At 69.2% G+C, this 16553-nt stretch carries 15 protein-coding genes; 6 read left to right on the top strand and 9 right to left on the bottom strand.

Annotation, left to right across the window (positions count from 1 at the left end):
* Positions 1 to 16: 16 nt before the first annotated feature.
* The gene (locus AB0C28_RS35175) at positions 17 to 1282 is read right to left on the bottom strand and encodes a glycosyltransferase (RefSeq protein WP_357857838.1); all 1266 of its coding nucleotides are present in this window, start codon (positions 1280 to 1282) and stop codon (positions 17 to 19) included.
* 124 nt (positions 1283 to 1406) lie between these two features.
* On the opposite strand from AB0C28_RS35175, the gene AB0C28_RS35170 reads away from it, so the two are divergent.
* Positions 1407 to 2012, top strand: a complete 606-nt coding sequence (locus AB0C28_RS35170) for a TetR family transcriptional regulator (protein WP_357857835.1) — start codon at positions 1407 to 1409, stop codon at positions 2010 to 2012.
* Here AB0C28_RS35170 and AB0C28_RS35165 read toward each other — a convergent pair.
* Genes AB0C28_RS35165 through AB0C28_RS35150 form a run of 4 tightly spaced genes read right to left on the bottom strand, consistent with a single transcriptional unit; the run spans position 2006 to position 5810 of the window.
* Entirely contained in the window at positions 2006 to 3052 is a 1047-nt protein-coding gene (locus AB0C28_RS35165; RefSeq protein WP_358080078.1) for an ABC transporter ATP-binding protein, read from the bottom strand. The genes AB0C28_RS35170 and AB0C28_RS35165 overlap by 7 nt on opposite strands.
* A complete protein-coding gene (locus tag AB0C28_RS35160; RefSeq protein WP_357857829.1) occupies positions 3039 to 3818 on the bottom strand; it encodes an ABC transporter permease in 780 nt (259 codons plus the stop codon). The genes AB0C28_RS35165 and AB0C28_RS35160 overlap by 14 nt, the downstream gene beginning before the upstream one ends.
* Positions 3811 to 4650 (bottom strand): ABC transporter permease, encoded by an 840-nt coding sequence (locus tag AB0C28_RS35155; RefSeq protein WP_357857825.1) that lies wholly within the window; start codon positions 4648 to 4650, stop codon positions 3811 to 3813. Before AB0C28_RS35155 ends, AB0C28_RS35160 begins: the two co-directional genes overlap by 8 nt.
* 38 nt (positions 4651 to 4688) lie before the next feature.
* Positions 4689 to 5810: a spermidine/putrescine ABC transporter substrate-binding protein gene (locus AB0C28_RS35150; protein ID WP_357857822.1), complete on the bottom strand. Its 1122-nt coding sequence runs from the start codon at positions 5808 to 5810 to the stop codon at positions 4689 to 4691.
* 361 nt (positions 5811 to 6171) lie between these two features.
* On the opposite strand from AB0C28_RS35150, the gene AB0C28_RS35145 reads away from it, so the two are divergent.
* Positions 6172 to 7101 (top strand): phosphotransferase, encoded by a 930-nt coding sequence (locus AB0C28_RS35145; RefSeq protein WP_358080077.1) that lies wholly within the window; start codon positions 6172 to 6174, stop codon positions 7099 to 7101.
* A complete protein-coding gene (locus AB0C28_RS35140) occupies positions 7098 to 8057 on the top strand; it encodes an SIS domain-containing protein (protein WP_357857817.1) in 960 nt (319 codons plus the stop codon). The genes AB0C28_RS35145 and AB0C28_RS35140 overlap by 4 nt, the downstream gene beginning before the upstream one ends.
* A 30-nt stretch (positions 8058 to 8087) precedes the next feature.
* On the opposite strand, the gene AB0C28_RS35135 is transcribed toward AB0C28_RS35140, so the two are convergent.
* The 4 genes from AB0C28_RS35135 to AB0C28_RS35120 all read right to left on the bottom strand — a co-directional run bounded on the left by AB0C28_RS35135 (position 8088) and on the right by AB0C28_RS35120 (position 12161).
* Entirely contained in the window at positions 8088 to 8654 is a 567-nt protein-coding gene (locus tag AB0C28_RS35135) for an ATP/GTP-binding protein (RefSeq protein ID WP_357857814.1), read from the bottom strand.
* Positions 8635 to 8949 carry a DUF742 domain-containing protein gene (locus tag AB0C28_RS35130; protein ID WP_245956310.1) on the bottom strand — a complete coding sequence of 105 codons (315 nt, stop codon included), beginning with the start codon at positions 8947 to 8949 and terminating at the stop codon, positions 8635 to 8637. Before AB0C28_RS35130 ends, AB0C28_RS35135 begins: the two co-directional genes overlap by 20 nt.
* A gap of 66 nt (positions 8950 to 9015) precedes the next feature.
* Positions 9016 to 9438 (bottom strand): roadblock/LC7 domain-containing protein, encoded by a 423-nt coding sequence (locus AB0C28_RS35125; RefSeq protein ID WP_346104726.1) that lies wholly within the window; start codon positions 9436 to 9438, stop codon positions 9016 to 9018.
* Positions 9435 to 12161: a nitrate- and nitrite sensing domain-containing protein gene (locus tag AB0C28_RS35120; protein WP_357857810.1), complete on the bottom strand. Its 2727-nt coding sequence runs from the start codon at positions 12159 to 12161 to the stop codon at positions 9435 to 9437. The genes AB0C28_RS35125 and AB0C28_RS35120 overlap by 4 nt, the downstream gene beginning before the upstream one ends.
* Positions 12162 to 12498: 337 nt before the next feature.
* Between AB0C28_RS35120 and AB0C28_RS35115 the strand changes: the two genes are divergently transcribed.
* The 3 genes from AB0C28_RS35115 to AB0C28_RS35105 are packed head-to-tail and all read left to right on the top strand — an operon-like array spanning position 12499 to position 16513.
* The gene (locus AB0C28_RS35115) at positions 12499 to 13629 is read left to right on the top strand and encodes a glycine betaine/L-proline ABC transporter ATP-binding protein (protein ID WP_358080076.1); all 1131 of its coding nucleotides are present in this window, start codon (positions 12499 to 12501) and stop codon (positions 13627 to 13629) included.
* On the top strand, positions 13626 to 15542 hold the full coding sequence (locus AB0C28_RS35110) for an ABC transporter permease subunit (protein WP_358080075.1): 1917 nt from the start codon (positions 13626 to 13628) through the stop codon (positions 15540 to 15542). The genes AB0C28_RS35115 and AB0C28_RS35110 overlap by 4 nt, the downstream gene beginning before the upstream one ends.
* Positions 15539 to 16513, top strand: coding sequence for an ABC transporter substrate-binding protein (locus AB0C28_RS35105; RefSeq protein WP_357857801.1), 975 nt, complete (start codon positions 15539 to 15541; stop codon positions 16511 to 16513). Before AB0C28_RS35110 ends, AB0C28_RS35105 begins: the two co-directional genes overlap by 4 nt.
* The last annotated feature ends 40 nt before the right edge of the window (positions 16514 to 16553 follow it).

Raw genomic sequence — 16553 nt, 5'->3', positions numbered from 1 at the left:
ATCTCTCCGGGTCGGGCTACTTGCCGAGCTGCTCGATCAGGTCGGCGGCCTTGCGCAGGCCGTCGCGACGCCGGATCTCCTCGCCCGCGGCGGCGATCCTCGCCCGCAGGTCACTGTCGCCGAGCAGGCGCTCGACCGCCCCCGTCAGCTCCTCGTCGGTGAAGGTGTAGGTCGAGAGCCTGACACCATAGCCGAGCTCGTCGATCCGCTGGGCGTTGTCGTACTGGTCCCAGAAGAGCGGCAGCAGGATCATCGGCTTGCCGAAGTGCAGCGCCTCGGTGGTCGTGTTGTTGCCGCCGTGGGTGATGACCAGGTCGCACAGTGGGATGATCTTAGTCTGCGGAACGAACTCCGCACCCCACATGTTGTCGGCGAGCTTGATCTCCTCGTGCAGCGGACCCTTGGAGACGATGTACTGGTGCGAGGTGGTGGCCAGCACGTCGATCACGCGCTGCATCAGCTCCACGTCGGAGGATCCCAGCGAGCCGAGCGAGAAGTAGACCAGGGAGCCCTCGCCGCGCTGGAACGGCAGCGTGAAGTCCTCCTCGGTCTCGCGGACGGAGGAGTCGAGACGGTGCCACGACGGGCCGAGCGGGCGGTCACCGACGTAGTCGGCGATCTCCGGGTAGACGTAGAGGTTCAGGTCGCCCTCGTGGATGAAGTCGAGGTCGGGCAGGGGCGCGGTGCCCTGCTCGACGCACCACTCGTTGAAGGCGGTCCAGAGCTCGCGGTGGGTGCGGTCGTACTCGGCGCGGAAGCCGTCCCACTCGGAGCGGTCGGCGGCGGGCAGGCCGGAGAAGACCGGCGCGACGTTCTCGCCGCGCACCTCCAGCGGGTTGCAGGAGACGATGCGGACGAACTTGCGGCCCGCCGTGAGCAGCGCCGGGAACGTGATCACGTTGTCCTCGACGATCACGTCGGGGTTCACCCGCTCGATGATCGCCTTGAGCTGCGGCTCGCAGTATTTCGCGCCCTCGACGAGCTCGGCCCAGATCGGCTTGGTGACCGTCTCGAGCTGCTCGCGCGTGCTCTTGCGGTACTCGGGCGCGGTCTCGCGGATGAAGTCCTTCCAGAACTGGCCGGCGTCCTGCTCCTCCTCGGCCGGCGGGGCCAGGTCGACCAGGTCCTCCTCGAAGCCGAGCGCTTCGAGCTTGCCCTTCCAGGACGCCTCGGCGGCGAAGACGACCCGGTGACCGCGCCGGCGAAGGATGTCGCCGATGCCGATGCAGTTGTTGGTCGGTCCGTACGCGCTTTCCGGCATGAACAGGAACGTGAGAGACATCGAGACTCCGGGAGAACTCGTCATTTTGAAGGTGAATTCAAAAATGGATCTGGCGTGAGGGTCGAGTTACGTGCACTATGGTCACGGCTAACTGAACATCATGCGAAGAGTGAGGGTGGTGAGGGTGGCGCAGCGTAAGAGCCGCAGCGATCGGCGCATCGACTTGATCGAGGCCGCGCGCAGGGCCATCATCCGCCACGGCATAGACGGTGTACAGCTCTCGCACGTCGCCGAGGAGGCGGGCCTGACCTCGGGCGCCGTGCTCTACCACTACCCCGACCTCAGCGAGCTCCTGGTCGAGGCGCAGCACGCGGGCATGGAGCGCTTCTACGAGCAGCGCATGCGTCAGCTCGCCACGCTCACCGACCCCGTCGAGAAGCTGGTGGTCACGATCAGGACGGGGCTGCCGACCGGCTCGCTCGACCCCGACGTGCGCCTGCTCAACGAGCTCGGCGGCGCCGCGGGCCGCAACCGGGTCTACGGCGTGCTGCTCACCTCCCTCTACGACCGTCAGGTGTCGATGTACCAGGCGATCCTGGACACGGGGGCGGCGCTCGGCGTGTTCCGGCTGAGCGCCGACTCGCTGACGATCGCGCGCAACCTCGTGGCCCTGGAGGACGCCTACGGCTACCGCATCACGGCCAGGCATCCGGTGATCGGCCCCGACGAGGCGAACGAGCTGATCCTGTCCTACGCCCGCGCGGCCACGGGCAACGACCTGGCTCACTGACCGGCCGCCATGATGACCGCGTCCTCGGCGTCCCAGCGCACCTTGACCTTGGCGCCCGCGCTCACCGTGGCGGCGCCCTGCACGGCGGCGAGGACCGGCTTGGCCCGGCCTGGGACGTCCACGGAGACGTGTGAGACGCCGCCGTAGAAGCTCACGTCGAGGACGCTGCCAGGAAGGCCCCTGGCCGCGTTCTCATCGGCCAGCTCGATGCTCTCCGGCCGGACGGCCAGCAGCGCCGCCGCGCCCGGCTCCATCTCCGTCAGCGGCGTGCCGGCCAGGGTGCCGAACGTCTCGCTCTCGATCCCGCCGGACCCTGCCACGCCGGCGAAGAGGTTGTTGGCCCCGACGAAGTCGGCCACGAAGGGTGAGCGGGGGCGCTCGTACAGGGCGATCGGCTCGTCCACCTGGCAGACCCTGCCGTTGTCGAAGACGGCGATGCGGTCGGCCAGCGACATGGCCTCCTCCTGGTCGTGCGTGACGACCACGAACGTGATGCCCACCTCGTGCTGCAGGCGCTTGAGCTCCAGCTGCATGTCCGCGCGGACCTTCTTGTCCAGGGCCGACAGCGGCTCGTCGAGCAGCAGCAGCCGGGGCCGCTTGACGATGGAACGCGCCAGCGCGACGCGCTGCCGCTGACCGCCGGAGAGCTGGGCGGGCTTGCGGGAGGCGTGCGCGGACAGGCCGACCGTCTCCAGCACCTCGCCGACGCGCTGCCTGACCTCCTGCCGGGGCAGCCGCTCGCGCTCCAAGCCGTAGGCCACGTTCTTGGCCACGGTCATGTGCGGGAACAGCGCGTACGACTGGAACATGAGGCTGATCGGCCGCCGGTTCGGCTGCAGGGACAGCAGGTCGTCGCCGTCGAGTGTCACCGCGCCCGCGTCCGGCGTCTCGAAGCCGGCGATGATGCGCAGCAGCGTGGTCTTGCCGCAGCCGGAGGGGCCGAGCAGGGCGAAGAACTCCCCCTGGCCGATCTCCAGTGACACACCGTCCAGCGCGGTGACGTCCCCGAACCTGCGGGAGACACCGTCAATCTTGAGCACGAGACTCCCCGATCTTGGTCAGTCGCTGCCCGGCGATCACCGCCGTGAAGCTCACGAGCAGCAGGATCGCGGCCAGGGCGTTGATCTTCGGGGTGACCCCGAAACGGATCATTGAGTAGATGACGATCGGCAGCGTCGGCTCGGCGTTGCCGATCGTGAAGAAGGCGATCACGAACTCGTCCAGCGACAGCGTGAACGCCAGCAGCGCCCCGGCCACGATCCCCGGCGCGAGCTGCGGCAGCGTGATCTTGATGAACGTCACCACCGGCCCTGCGCCCAGGTCGCGCGAGGCCTCCTCCAGCGAGGTGTCCGCGCCGGACAGCCTGGTCCGCACCACCGCCGCCACGAACGCCATCGCGAACACGCCGTGGGCCAGGATCACCGAGTACAGGCCGAGCGTGAGCTGGATCATCCCGTAGAAGACCAGCAGCCCGATGGCCAGCACCAGGTCGGGCAGCACGGCGGGCATCAGCGAGACCGCGTCGAGCAGCTTGGACCTGGTGTACCTGGCCAGGCCGACGGCCAGCAGCGTGCCGAGCACCGTGGCGATCACGGTCGATCCGACGGCCACGATCAGCGTGTTGACCACGCCGTTCATGATCCGGTCGTCGCCGGCCAGCTCGCCGTACCACTTGAGGCTGAAGCCCTCGTAGGTGTACGCGGACTCGCCGGCGTTGAACGACATGACGACGAGCACGACGATCGGCGCGTAGAGGAAGACGTACGTGGCCCAGAAGGGGACGTACAGGAGCCTGGACCTACGCACGGCGCGCCACCCATGCCTGCGCGACCAGCAGCACGAGCAGCACCGCGATGAGCGCCAGCGCCAGCGCCGAGCCGAACGGCCAGTCGCGCGCCGACAGGAACTGCTGCCTGATCAGGTTGCCCACCATCAGCGACTTGCTGCCTCCGAGCAGCTCGGGGATGACGAAGTTGCCGAAGCTGGGCACGAACACGAACAGGCTCCCGGTCAGCACGCCCGGCACCGTGAGCGGCAGCGTGACCTTTCTGAAGGTGGTCAGGCCGGAGGCCCCCAGGTTGGCCGAGGCCTCTCTGAGCTGCGGGTCGAGCTTTTCGATCGCGGCGAACAGCGGCAGCACCATCAGCGGCAGGTACGAGTACACCAGCCCCGCCACGATCGCGCCCTCGTTGTAGAGCAGTTCGAGCGGCTCGATCCCGAACACCTTCAGCCCGCTGTTGACCAGCCCGGGCCCGCTCAGCAGGATGATCCAGGCGTAGACGCGGATGATGAAGTTCGTCCAGAACGGCAGCACGATCGCGACCAGCGCGATCGTCTTCCACTTCCGCGGAAGCTGGGCGATCAGGTACGCCGTCGGATAGCCGAACAGCAGCGCGATCACGGTCGTCACCGCCGCGATCTTCAGCGAGCCGATGACCACGTCCAGGTAGAGCGGGTCGACCAGCCGTTCGAAGTTCTCGGCCGTGAACTCGTAGACCACCCCGCCGAAGCGCCCGCGCTGGAAGACCGTGTAGCTCAGCACCAGCGCCAGCGGCACCAGCAGCAGCACGACCAGGTACGTCAGCCCCGGCGTCAGGAACACGAACGCGCCCAGCCGGCGTCCTCTCGAACGGGACACCGGCCGGGCCTTGACCTCTGACTTCACTACAACGACAACTACTTCGCCTGAACGTCGGCCGACAGGCGCGTGTACTTGGTCGAGGCGGCGCCCAGGTCGATGATCGACTCACCGTCCAGCAGCTGGGACGGCGGGATGTCGAGCAGCGAGCCCTTGGCGATCTTCACCTTGTCCATGGCCGCCTTGTTGGGGACCTTGTAGTTGATGTTCTCGGCCGCCCAGCTGTGGATCGCGGGGTCGAGGATGTAGTTGATCAGGGCGTGCGCGGCCTCCTTGTTCTTGGAGGACTTCATGATCACCATGGTGTCCACCCAGAGGTCGCTGCCCTCCTTCGGCACCGCGAACGCGATGTTGCCCTTGGGGTCGGTGGTCGGGCACCAGCCGTCCCACGCCTCGACCATCACGGCCTCGCCGCTGACCAGCTTGTCACCGAACGTGGTGTCGTCGTAGGTGAGCAGGTGGGGCTTCTGGGCCATGAGCAGCTCGCGGGCCTTGGCGATCTCCTCGTCCTTGTCGGTGTTGACCGAGTAGCCGAGCGACTTGAGCGCGGGCAGCGCCAGCCAGCGCTCGGTGGTCATCATCGTGACCTTCTTCTCGGCCCAGGCCGGGGGCTTGAGGAGATCGTTCCAACTGGTCGGCTTGCTCTTCACCAGGTCGGTGCGGTAGCAGATGCCGGTGGTGCCCCAGGTGTAGGGGACGGAGTACTTGTTGCCCTTGTCGTAGGAGAGCTGGGTGGCCTCGGGGTAGAGGTTGGCCAGGTTGGGGATCAGCTCGGGGTGGATCGGCTCCAGCAGGCCCTGGGCGTTGAGCGCCTGGGCGTACTGGCCGGACACGAAGGCCACGTCGATGCCGCTGTCGCCCTGGGCGGTGAGCTTGTTCATCGCCTCTTCGTTGGTGGCGTGCAGCGCGACCTTCATGTCCTGGACCTTGAGCTTCTCCTTCACCCGCTGGGGCAGCTCCTTGGGCGTGTAACCGTCCCATACGGTGATCTGCAGGGACTGCTTCGACAGGTCCGCGTCGGGCTTGAGCTGGTCGGCCGCCGCTACCGTCGTGCCATCTGAGCTTGACGACGACTCACCGCCGCACGCCGCGACGGCAAGCGCGAGACCGGCCACCGCGACGGCGGCCGGGAGACGACGGGTGAACCGGGTACGGGACACGGCCGCTACTCCTTCTGCAATTTGTATGGGAAGAGGGGTCGCGCGACCTTACCGGACACAGCCGACCAGACCAGGAGTGTTGCAGCAGAAATCAACATGGGCAAGACTTTTGATGACATTGCTACCTGGAAGTTTGGTCTACCAGTTGAATTGGGATTCAATACGCCATCGCTTGATCTCTCTCGGTGAGAGGCCACTCACCACCCGAGATCGCGGGCTCACCGCCGCGCTCCTTCTGCGGCTGGAGGGAGAGGTGCCGCCGCCGTTCGCCGTGCGGCGCTTCCTCCCGCTCCCCAGCCTCTCGTACGGTCCTGAAGATCTCCACACTGGGGCCCCAGGTGAGCGTGATTTCGGTGACCACGTGGACCAGACGAACTACTCGGTGGTGGTGGACGAGCGGGTCGTGGTGAAGTGGCTGACCCCTCCCGCGCCGCTGCCCCACCCGACGCCGGAGATCCTCGCGCACCTCGTTGAGGCGGGATTCAACGACACAGCTCCCCCTTACGCGGCTCTGACAGGTGTAGTAGACGGACGCGAGCACCTGCTGGCGTTGGTGACCGGCTATCTGCCCGAGGCCAGGGACGGCTGGGAGTGGTGCGTGGACGAGGCGGAGCACGGCCGGACCGGCTTCGCCACCGAGCTCGGCCGGCTCGCGGCCGGCCTGCATCTCGCCCTGTCCACTCTCCCCGCGTCCACCCTCCCCGGACCGGTTAAGGGGGAGGATCTGGCTGTCAGGGCTGAGAGCGCGCTGACCGAGGCGCTCGACCTGACCGATGGCGCTGACGGCGCGTGGCTGGCCGCCAGGGCCGGCGCCATGAGACGGGAGCTGGCCGCGCTGGAGCCGGTCCCCGCCGGCTCCCCGCCGATCAGGATCCACGGCGACCTGCACGTGGGCCAGATCCTGCGCTGGCGCGACGGGTACGCGGTGATCGACTTCGACGGCAACCCGACCGTCGCCGACGCCGCGACGTACCAGCCGGCCGCCAGGGACGTGGCCCAGCTGACCACGAGCCTCGACCACGTGGCGCAGGTGGCGATCAAGAGAAGGTCCACGCCGCCCGCCCGCGCCGCCGCCTGGGCGGAGCGGGCCCGCGCCACCCTGCTCACCGCCTACCGGCGCCGGCTGGCCGAGGAGGGCAGGGCAGACTTGCTCGACGAGAGCCTGATCCGCCCGTTCGAGGTGGAGCAGGAGTGCCGCGAGCTGATCTACGCCGCCCGGCACCTTCCCCGCTGGCGCTACGCCCCGATGGGCGTCCTGCGCACCTGGTACCCCGAGGAGAACACCGCGTGAACGCCGAGCTCTACCTGTCCGACCTGGAGTCCAAGCCGGAGGCGCTGACGGAGCTGGCCGGCCGGCTGCGCGCCGAGGACCCGTTCGCGGGCCTGCCGGCGGGCATCGACCGGGTGCTGTTCCTCGGCATGGGCAGCTCACGCTACGCCGCCGGCGTCGCCGCGCTGCGGCTTCGCGCCGCCGGCGTGTTCGCCCACGCCGAGTACGCCTCGGCCGCGGCGAGCCTGCCGCCGGCCGAGGGCACCCTGGTCGTGCCCATCTCGGCCACGGGCGCCAGCAGGGAGACCCTCGACGCCGTCGCCGCGTACGCGGGCGGTCAGGCCCGGCTGGCCGCGTTCACCAACTCCCCCGGCTCGCCCCTCGCCGCCGCCGCCGACCTGGTGGTCGACCTGCACGCCGGGGAGGAGCGCGGCGGCGTCGCCTGCCGCACGTTCCAGCACACGCTGGCCCTGCTGCTGGCGCTGGAGTCCAGGCTCACCGGCCGCGACCGCGACCTGCCCGCCCTGCTCGAACGGGCGGCGCAGGCGTCGGCCGACCTGCTGGAGCGCAGGGACGAGTGGCTGCCCCTGACCATGGAGCTGCTGGACGGCCCGCACGGCGTCTACACGATCGCCCCGGCCGAGCGGCTGTCGTCGGCGGAGCAGTCGGCGCTGATGTTCCGCGAGGGCCCGCGCCGCCCTGCCGACGCCTGCGAGAGCGGCGACTGGTCGCACGTGGACGTCTACCTCACCAAGACGCTCGACTACCGCGCCCTGCTCTTCCCCGGCTCCCGCTACGACGGGCAGGCCATGGACTGGGTGCGCGAGCGCGGGTCCACGGTGATCGCCGTCGGCGGCGAGGTGAAGGACGCCGCGGCGGCGATCAGGTACGTCCACGACGACGACCCGGACGTCGCCCTGCTCACGGAGACGCTGGTGGCCGAACTGGTGGCCGCCTACTGGTGGTCGGCCCAATAGATCCACCGGGTGGGTGCCTGACCAGGCCGCTCAGCCCGTGCGTACGGTCAGCGCGTGTTCGACCAGCGTGATCAGCGTCTGCTTGACCGCCGGCCGGACCCGCGCGTCCGTGCGCACGATCGGCACGTGGGCCGAGAGCGTGAGCGCCTCCCGCACCTCGCTCTCGATGTGCGGGAACTCTCCGTTCCAGCCGTTGAGCCCGATGACGAACGGGATCCCGGAGTTCTCGAAGTAGTCGACCGCGGGGAAGCTGTCGGCCAGCCGCCGCGAGTCGACCAGCACCACGGCCCCGATGGCCCCGCGGACGAGGTCGTCCCACATGAACCAGAACCGGTGCTGGCCCGGGGTGCCGAAGAGATAGAGGATCAGGTCCTGGTCGAGCGAGAGCCGCCCGAAGTCCATGGCCACGGTTGTGGTGGTCTTGCCCGGAGTGTGCCCGAGGTCGTCGATGCCCTCCGACGCGTCCGTCATGACCGCCTCCGTCGTGAGCGGCATGATCTCGGACACGGAGCCCACGAACGTGGTCTTGCCCACGCCGAACCCGCCGGCCACGACGATCTTCGTGGAAGTGAGCCGGCTAGAGCCTGCGAAGTCCACTTAATACCCTTTCGAGCAGGCCCCTGTCGGGCAAACCTGCCTCTAGCTGCGGCTGGTACACCTTGACCAGCCCATCCGCCTCCATGTCGGCGACGAGCACCCGAGCCACTCCGAGGGGCACGCTGAGCAGCGCGGAGATCTCCGCCACGGACCGCACCTGCCGGCACAGCTCACTGATCGCGCGATATTCGCGCGTGTAGGTCGTGCCGAGCTGCGCCGAGGTCGCCGACGATACCAGTGCCTCCATGGCCAGCGCCGTGCGCGGAGCGGTCCGGCCTCCGGTCACGGCGTACATCCGGACGAGCGAACTTCGCTCGGGCTCCGGCTCCCCGTTGTGCCACGATGCCACGGTTCACTCCCATCACCACGGACGCGCTGCGGAGAGCTCCGCCCTCACGGCAGGCGTCAGCACCTGCCCCGCACGCTCGACCAGGATCGTCATCTGGTAGGCGACCAAGCCCATGTCGCAGTCGGGTGCGGCCAGCACCGCCAGACAGGAACCGTCGCTGATCGACATCACCAGCAGCAGGCCGCGTTCCATCTCGACGAGGGTCTGGGTGACCCCTCCGCCCTCGAACACGCGGGCCGACCCCTGGGTGAGGCTCACCAGCCCGGCCGCGATGGCGGCGAGCTGGTCTGCACGGTCTTTCGGAAACCCCCGGGAGAAGGCCATCGGCAGGCCGTCCGCGGAGACCACGACGGCGTGCGCCACGCCCGGGACCTCTTCGACGAAGCGGCTGACCAGCCAGTTGATGTCTCTGGCGGCCTGACTCAACTCCTTCATGAGTCCTCCTGGAGCTCGGCGCGTCCTTTGCGCACGCCCTGCTGGTAGCTGGCCAGCCTGCTGCGCAACCGGTCAGGGGACACCGGAGCGACGGGTACGGGCGGCGGCTGCGGGCTGGCGGTGCCCGGTACCAGATTCGCTCGTGGCGTGCGCTTCGGCAAGCCGGAGTTCGTGGTGCCGCTCTGCACGGGCTCCGCGGCCGCTCCCGCGGCCTGCCACCCCTGGTCGGCGGGTGAGGACCAGGACTCCTCGCGGCGGTCTGCCGTCGGCGCCGACCTGCTGAACCAGCTGCTCTCCTCGACGGAGGCGAAGATCGGCAGGTACTCGTCCTTGGCCGGCGCAGGGGGCGGCGGGAACGACGTCGCCGGCGTGGCCTGGTCGGGGTAGGACGGGGCGGGCGGCGCCGGCCCGGCGAACGACGACCGCGGCGCGCCCGGGCCGCCCGGGCTGAACGTCGAGTCGAACCCCGAATCGAACGCAGCCGAATCAAAGGAGGCCGCGTCGAAGGACGCCGAGTCGAAGGAGAGCGATCCGCTCATGGACGTGCGCGAGGAGGTGAACCAGGACGACGGCTCGGGCGCGCCGCCGGTGTCGAACGACGGATGCCCAGACGAATGACTCGATGAACGACCCGACGAATGACCCGACGAATGGCCCGATGGCGGCCCGGCGGGCGAGGAGGAGTACGGCGGGGCGTACGACGGCGTGGGCCGGTTGACCTGCCTGGGCGCCTGAAGACGCTGCCCCGCGCCGGGCACCGGACCGGGCACGGCGGTGAGCAACCGGGGCGGGACCAGCACCATCGCGGTCAGGCCGCCGATGTCCTGGCGGCGCAGCTGCACCCGGATCTGGTGCCGCAGCGCCAGCCGGCCGACCACGAACAGGCCCATGCGCCGCGAGACGGAGACGTCGACCACGGGCGGGTTGGCCAGGCGCCAGTTGACCTCGGCCAGCTCCTCCTGGCTCATGCCGATGCCCTGGTCGGTGACCGACAACATCAGGCTGCCGCCGTCGATGCGGCTGCTGGAGATGATGACCTTGGTGTCGCGCGAGGAGAACGAGACCGCGTTCTCGACCAGCTCGGCGAGCAGGTGGACCACGTCGGTGACGGCCTGCCCGGCGATGGCGACGTCCGACTCGACCTGGATGCTGACCCGGTCGTAGCTCTCGACCTCGCCCAGCGCCGCCCGCACGATGTCCATCAGCTCGACCGGCTCGCTCCACTTCCGCGCGGCCTCCTGGCCGGCCAGGACGAGCAGGTTCTCGCTGTTGCGGCGCATGCGGGTGGCCAGGTGGTCGAGCTTGAACAGGTCGCCGAGCCTGGTGTCGTCGCGCTCGCCGCGCTCCAGCTTCTCGATCAGCGTGAGCTGCCGCTCGACCAGCGTCTGGCTGCGCCTGGACAGGTTGACGAACATGGCGTTGACGTTGGAGCGCAGCTTGGCCTCGTCGCCCGCCAGCCGGACGGCCTCGCGGTGCACCTCGTCGAAGGCGCGCGCGACCTCGCCGACCTCGTCCTTGGAGAAGATGCCGATGGGCGGCACCTCGGCGGTGACCACGCCGTCGCGCGACTCGCGCAGGTGCTGGACGAAGTCGGGCAGCCGCTTGCCGGCGATCTCCAGGGCCTCGCCGCGCAGGCGGCGCAGGGGGCGTACCAGGGATCGGGCCACGCCGGTGGTGATGAGCAGCACGATCACGAGCAGGGCGAGCACGGCGACGGCGGTCACGATGGCCTGCTGCCGCTCGTCGGCGCTCAGCGCCTCGCTGCGCCGGACGATGCCCTCCGCCTGGCGCTCCTCGACCTGGCGCATGGCGTCGACGACCACGTTGGTCGCGTCGAACCACTCCTTGGCGTCGTCGGGCGCGGACTGGTCGAGCCCGCGCAGCGGCAGGCCCCTGGTGGCTCTGATCAGCACCAGCTCGCGCAGGAAGAGCATGCGGTCGGCGGGCCTGCCGTTGACGTTCTCGTCGAAGAAGCGGCGCTCCTCGGCGGTGGCCTCGGCGGCGAATCCTCTGCGCTCGTTCTGCTCCCTGGACTGCTCGCCCAGGAAGCGCTTGAGCTGCTCCTGGTCGAACGCGCCCTCGGCCAGCACGACGGTGACCAGCGCCTGCTGGTAGGACAGGCTCTCCTTCGCGCGGGCGAGCCCGTCGAGCATGCGCGTCTGGCGGAAGAGCTCGTCGTCCACGCTGCCCTTGACCAGCTCGTTGTGCACGGAGAGCAGGTCGTTGACGACCGTGGTGTAGAGCTCGACGGCCGGGCCGGGCAGCAGGTTGGCCTCCAGCGCCTGCGCGCGCAGGGAGGTCAGGTCGTTCAGCCGGTTGAGCAGGCTCTCCAGCTGGTCGGCGGTGCGGCCGGTGGAGTCGGCCAGGAGCTGCTGGGCGATGCCGCGCACCTGCCCGGCCTCCAGGTCCACCTGGTCCATCTGCGCCTTGACCTCGGCCAGGCCGTCGGCCGGCCGGTTACGCGCGATGTACCAGGAGGTCCGCGCCCGCTCGCCGGAGATGAGGTGGGTGAGGCCGCCGAGTTCGGCGGAGAGCCGGGCGAACTGGTTCGTGCGCGCGTAGTCGCCGGCCGCGGCGGTCGAGGAGAGCACCTGGACGCCGCCGAGCAGCACGGCCGCGGCGGTGGGCACCATGATGAGGGCCACGAGACGTGCTCGGACGCGCCAATTGCCCAGCCGCCAGCCGCCCTCGCCGGCGTGCTTGACGCCCCGCTCTGTAGTCACCGAACGCACCTCGCCCGAATCGGCGTATATGAGGAGTGTGTGCCGTGGGAGAAATCAAGTTGCCGGTTATTGCAACACATCCTAAGGCTCGTGGCCAAGGCAACATAACGCGACAAAAGTTGGCTCGCGTGACTGATGAGGATAGAACCTGGCACTCCATGATGGAAGCGTCTGCAGCACGAAATAAACCTTTAACAGAATAAATGTCCACTTCTGGGCGATTGGTCCGTTCCAGCGAGTAACGTGCGAGGCGCACGAAGATCTCCAGAAGGTCACAGCGTTGAGAATCTCGCTATTCCCGACATATGTTGAGCGACGTCATAACGAGGAGGCGAGTGTGGGAGATTCTCCCGACAACGCGGCTATCACCGTTGCGGGTCTTTGGAAGATCTTCGGACCCAGGGCGGAGAAAGTCCTGGACAGCGAGGACAAGCATCTCGAACCCGCCGCGCTGAGGGAGAAGACCGGCTGCACCGCCGCCGTCAGGGACGTGGGCTTCGAGGTCCGCCCCGGCGAGGTCTTCGTGGTCATGGGCCTGTCGGGCAGCGGCAAGTCCACCCTGGTGCGCTGCCTGACCCGGCTCATCGAGCCGACCGCGGGCCGGATCACGATCGGTGGCGAGGACATCCGCGCCGCCTCGCCCACCCGGCTCCGTGAGATCCGCCGGCACCAGGTCAGCATGGTCTTCCAGCACTTCGGCCTGCTGCCGCACCGCAAGGTGATCGACAACGTCGCCTACGGGCTGGAGATCCAGGGCACCGCCAAGGCCGCCAGGCACGCGCGGGCCGGGGAGATCCTCTCGCTGGTCGGCCTCGACGGCTACGCCGACGCCTATCCCGACCAGCTCTCCGGCGGCATGCAGCAGCGGGTGGGCCTGGCCCGCGCGCTGGCCGTGGAGCCGCAGGTGATGCTGTTCGACGAGCCGTTCAGCGCGCTCGACCCGCTGATCAGGCGCGACATGCAGGCCGAGGTGATCCGGCTGCACCGCGAGGTCGGCAAGACGATGCTCTTCATCACGCACGACCTGTCCGAGGCGCTCAAGCTGGGCGAGCGGATCGCGATCATGCGGGCCGGCTCGATCGTGCAGCTCGGCACGGCCGAGGAGCTGGTGGGCGCGCCGGCCGACGACTACGTGGCCGACTTCGTCCGCGACGTGCCCAGGAGTCACGTGCTGACCCTGCGCTGGATCTGCCGCCCTCCCGAGCGCGGCGAGCCGCTGGACGGGCCGGTGCTGCCGGTGACCACGGTGATCAAGGACGCGATCGGCGTGTCGTCGTCCTCGGCCCAGCCGATCAGGGTGGTGGACGGCGACGAGCTGGTCGGCGTGGTGGACCAGGTGGACCTGCTCGGCTTCCTGGCCGGCCAGGACTTAGGCGCGAACGCCGGCGCCGGTGCCGGTGTCAGCGCGGGTGCGAGCGCGGGTGCGGGCGACGGCGGCGACAGCACGGGCGCGAAGGCGGGGGCATGAGCTCCACGGCCGTCCCCACGCCCTCCACCAGGCTCGGCCTGCCGAAGTGGGCGGCGCCGGCGGGCGTGGCGCTGCTGTTCGTGGTGGCGTACCTGGTCTTCCAGGGCACGGGCACGCTGCCGCACGACAAGGAGGCGCCGCAGTTCCTGGCCGTCACCGAGCTGCGCGAGTGGATCGACGACCACCGCAACGACAACCCGCTCTTCCTGTACTTCCTCAACTACATCCGGCTCTTCGTAGGCCTGCTCTACGGCGTGTTCCAGACCACCCTGTACGCCCTCGGCTGGCCCGGCATCACCGGGGTCATGGGCGCGCTGGCGTGGCTGGCGGGCGGCTGGCGGATCGCGCTGGTCGCGGTCGCGGGCGTGAGCGCGTTCGGCGTGCTGGGGCTGTGGGAGTCGAGCGTTGACACGCTGGCCCTGGTCGCGGTGGCGGTGCTGCTGTCGCTGGCGATCGGCGTCCCGATCGGCGTCTGGGCCGGGCTCTCCGCCCGCGTCCGGCGGGCGATCACCCCGGTGCTGGACGTCATGCAGATCATGCCGACGTTCGCGTACCTGGCGCCGCTGGCGCTGTTCTTCCACATCGGCGCGCCGGCCGGGGCCATCGCCACGATGATCTACTCGATCCCGCCCGCGATCCGCATCACCGCCCTGGCCATCTCGGGGGTCTCCCCCACCGCCGTCGAGGCGTCCACCTCGCTGGGCGCCACGCGCGCGCAGACGCTGTTCAAGGTCTACCTGCCGCTGGCCAGGTCCACGATGGCGCTGGCGGTCAACCAGACGGTCATGATGGCGCTGTCCATGGTCGTCATCGCCAACCTGATCTCGGCCCCCGGGCTGGGCGGCGACATCATCCGCGGCCTGTCGCGCGCGCAGGTCGGCATCATGCTCCCGGCCGGCGTCGCCGTCGTGATCATGGCGGTGGTGCTGGACCGGATGCTGATGGCGGTGGCCCGCCGCGACCCGCACGCCAGGATCGGCCGCGCCGGCCTGGCCGGGGCGGGCGTGCTGGCCGCCGCCGGGCTCGCGCTCATCCCCGTGCTGCCCGCGACGTGGCCGGAGAACCTGACCGTCAACGTCGTCTCCGAGGTCAACGACATCGTCCGCTGGGCCGAGACGAACTGGTTCGGCGTGACGACGTGGATCAAGGACGTCACCTCCGCCGTCCTGCTCAACCCGCTGGAGTCGCTGCTCACCTCGGCCCCCTGGTGGCTGATCGCGCTCGCGGTGCTGCTGGTGGCCTGGCGGGTGAGCGGCGCCGGCCCCGCGCTGACGGCGCTGGGCTGCCTGCTCGCCATCGCGCTGCTCGGCGTCTGGGAGCACGCCATGCAGACGATGACCACGGTCGCCGTCGCGGTGCTGGTCACCCTGCTCATCGGCCTCGTGCTCGGGGTGGCCGCGGCCCGCTCGCCGCGCTACTCGGCCGTTCAGCGGCCCGTGCTGGACGCCGCCCAGACCATGCCGGCGTTCGTGTACCTGCTGCCGGCGCTGGCGCTGTTCGAGACCACCCGCTTCACCGCCATCTTCGCCTCGATCATCTACGCCGTTCCCCCCGTGGTGCGCCTGGTCGAGGACGGGATCAAGGCCGTGCCCCCGACCGTCGTGGAGGCCGCGGCCTCCGCCGGCTCGACCTCGGCCCAGCTCCTGTGGAAGGTGCAGCTCCCGATGGCCAGGCGGGCGATCCTGCTCGCGGCCAACCAGGGCATCGTGATGACGCTCGCCATGGTCGTCGTCGGTGGCCTGGTCGGGGCGGGGGCGCTCGGTTACGACGTGGTCGTCGGTTTCTCCCAGCGGAGCGACTTCGGCATGGGCTTCGTGGCCGGCGTCGCGACCGTCCTGCTCGGAGTCATGCTCGACCGCATCACGCAGGGCGCCGACAGACGCCCTTCCCCCCGAAAGAGGAAGCTCACATGAAGATTCGCCTGTTCGCAGGCCTGATGGCCGTTGCGTTCGCCGCCGCGGGCTGCGGCGGAGCAACGGTGGACAGCAGTTCGACCAGCACCGCCGCCCCGCAGGCCGGCGCCAGCAGCGCCGCCTCCGCGGGCACCGTGAAGATCGCGATCAACCCCTGGGTGGGGTACGAGGCCAGCGCGAACGTCGTCGCGTACCTGCTGAAGAACGAGCTCAACTACAACGTCGAGCTGCCCGAGATCAAGGAGCAGCTGGCCTGGGAGGGCTTCGAGACCGGCGACGTCGACGTCATCATCGAGAACTGGGGTCACCCCGACCTGAAGAAGCAGTTCATCGAGGAGAAGAAGACGGCGCAGGAGGCCGGCTCGACCGGCAACAAGGGCATCATCGGCTGGTACGTGCCCAAGTGGATGGCCGACAAGTACCCGGACATCACCGACTACAAGAACCTGAACAAGTACGCCGACCTGTTCAAGACCTCGGAGTCGGGCGGCAAGGGCCAGCTCCTCGACGGCGACCCCAGCTACGTCACCAACGACGAGGCCCTGGTCAAGAACCTCAAGCTGAACTTCAAGGTGGTCACGGGCGGCAGCGAGGCGGCCCTGCTGAAGTCGGCCACGCAGGCGCAGGAGCAGAAGAAGGCGCTGCTGTTCTACTTCTGGACGCCGCACTGGATCTTCGACAAGGTCGACCTGGTCCGCGTCAACCTGCCGGCCTGGACCGAGGGCTGCGACGCGGACCCCAAGAAGGTCGCCTGCGACTACCCGGAGATGGACCTCGACAAGATCGTCAGCACGAAGTTCGCGCAGACCGGCGGGAAGGCGTACGAGCTGGTCAAGAACTTCAGCTGGACCAACGAGGACCAGAACGCCGTGGCCAACGACATGACCAACAACGGCATGACCGGCGAGGAAGCCGCCAAGAAGTGGATCGAGGCCAACCCCGCGAAGTGGCAGGCCTGGATCCCCAAGTGACCCCGTCATGACCGCGCGGCCCCGCCCCTGGGGCCGCGCG

The organism is Nonomuraea sp. NPDC048892 (assembly GCF_040649735.1).
Taxonomy (GTDB): domain Bacteria; phylum Actinomycetota; class Actinomycetes; order Streptosporangiales; family Streptosporangiaceae; genus Nonomuraea; species Nonomuraea maheshkhaliensis.
Note: the sequence above shows the minus strand (reverse complement) of the source record. Positions and strands in the feature narration are given on the sequence as shown.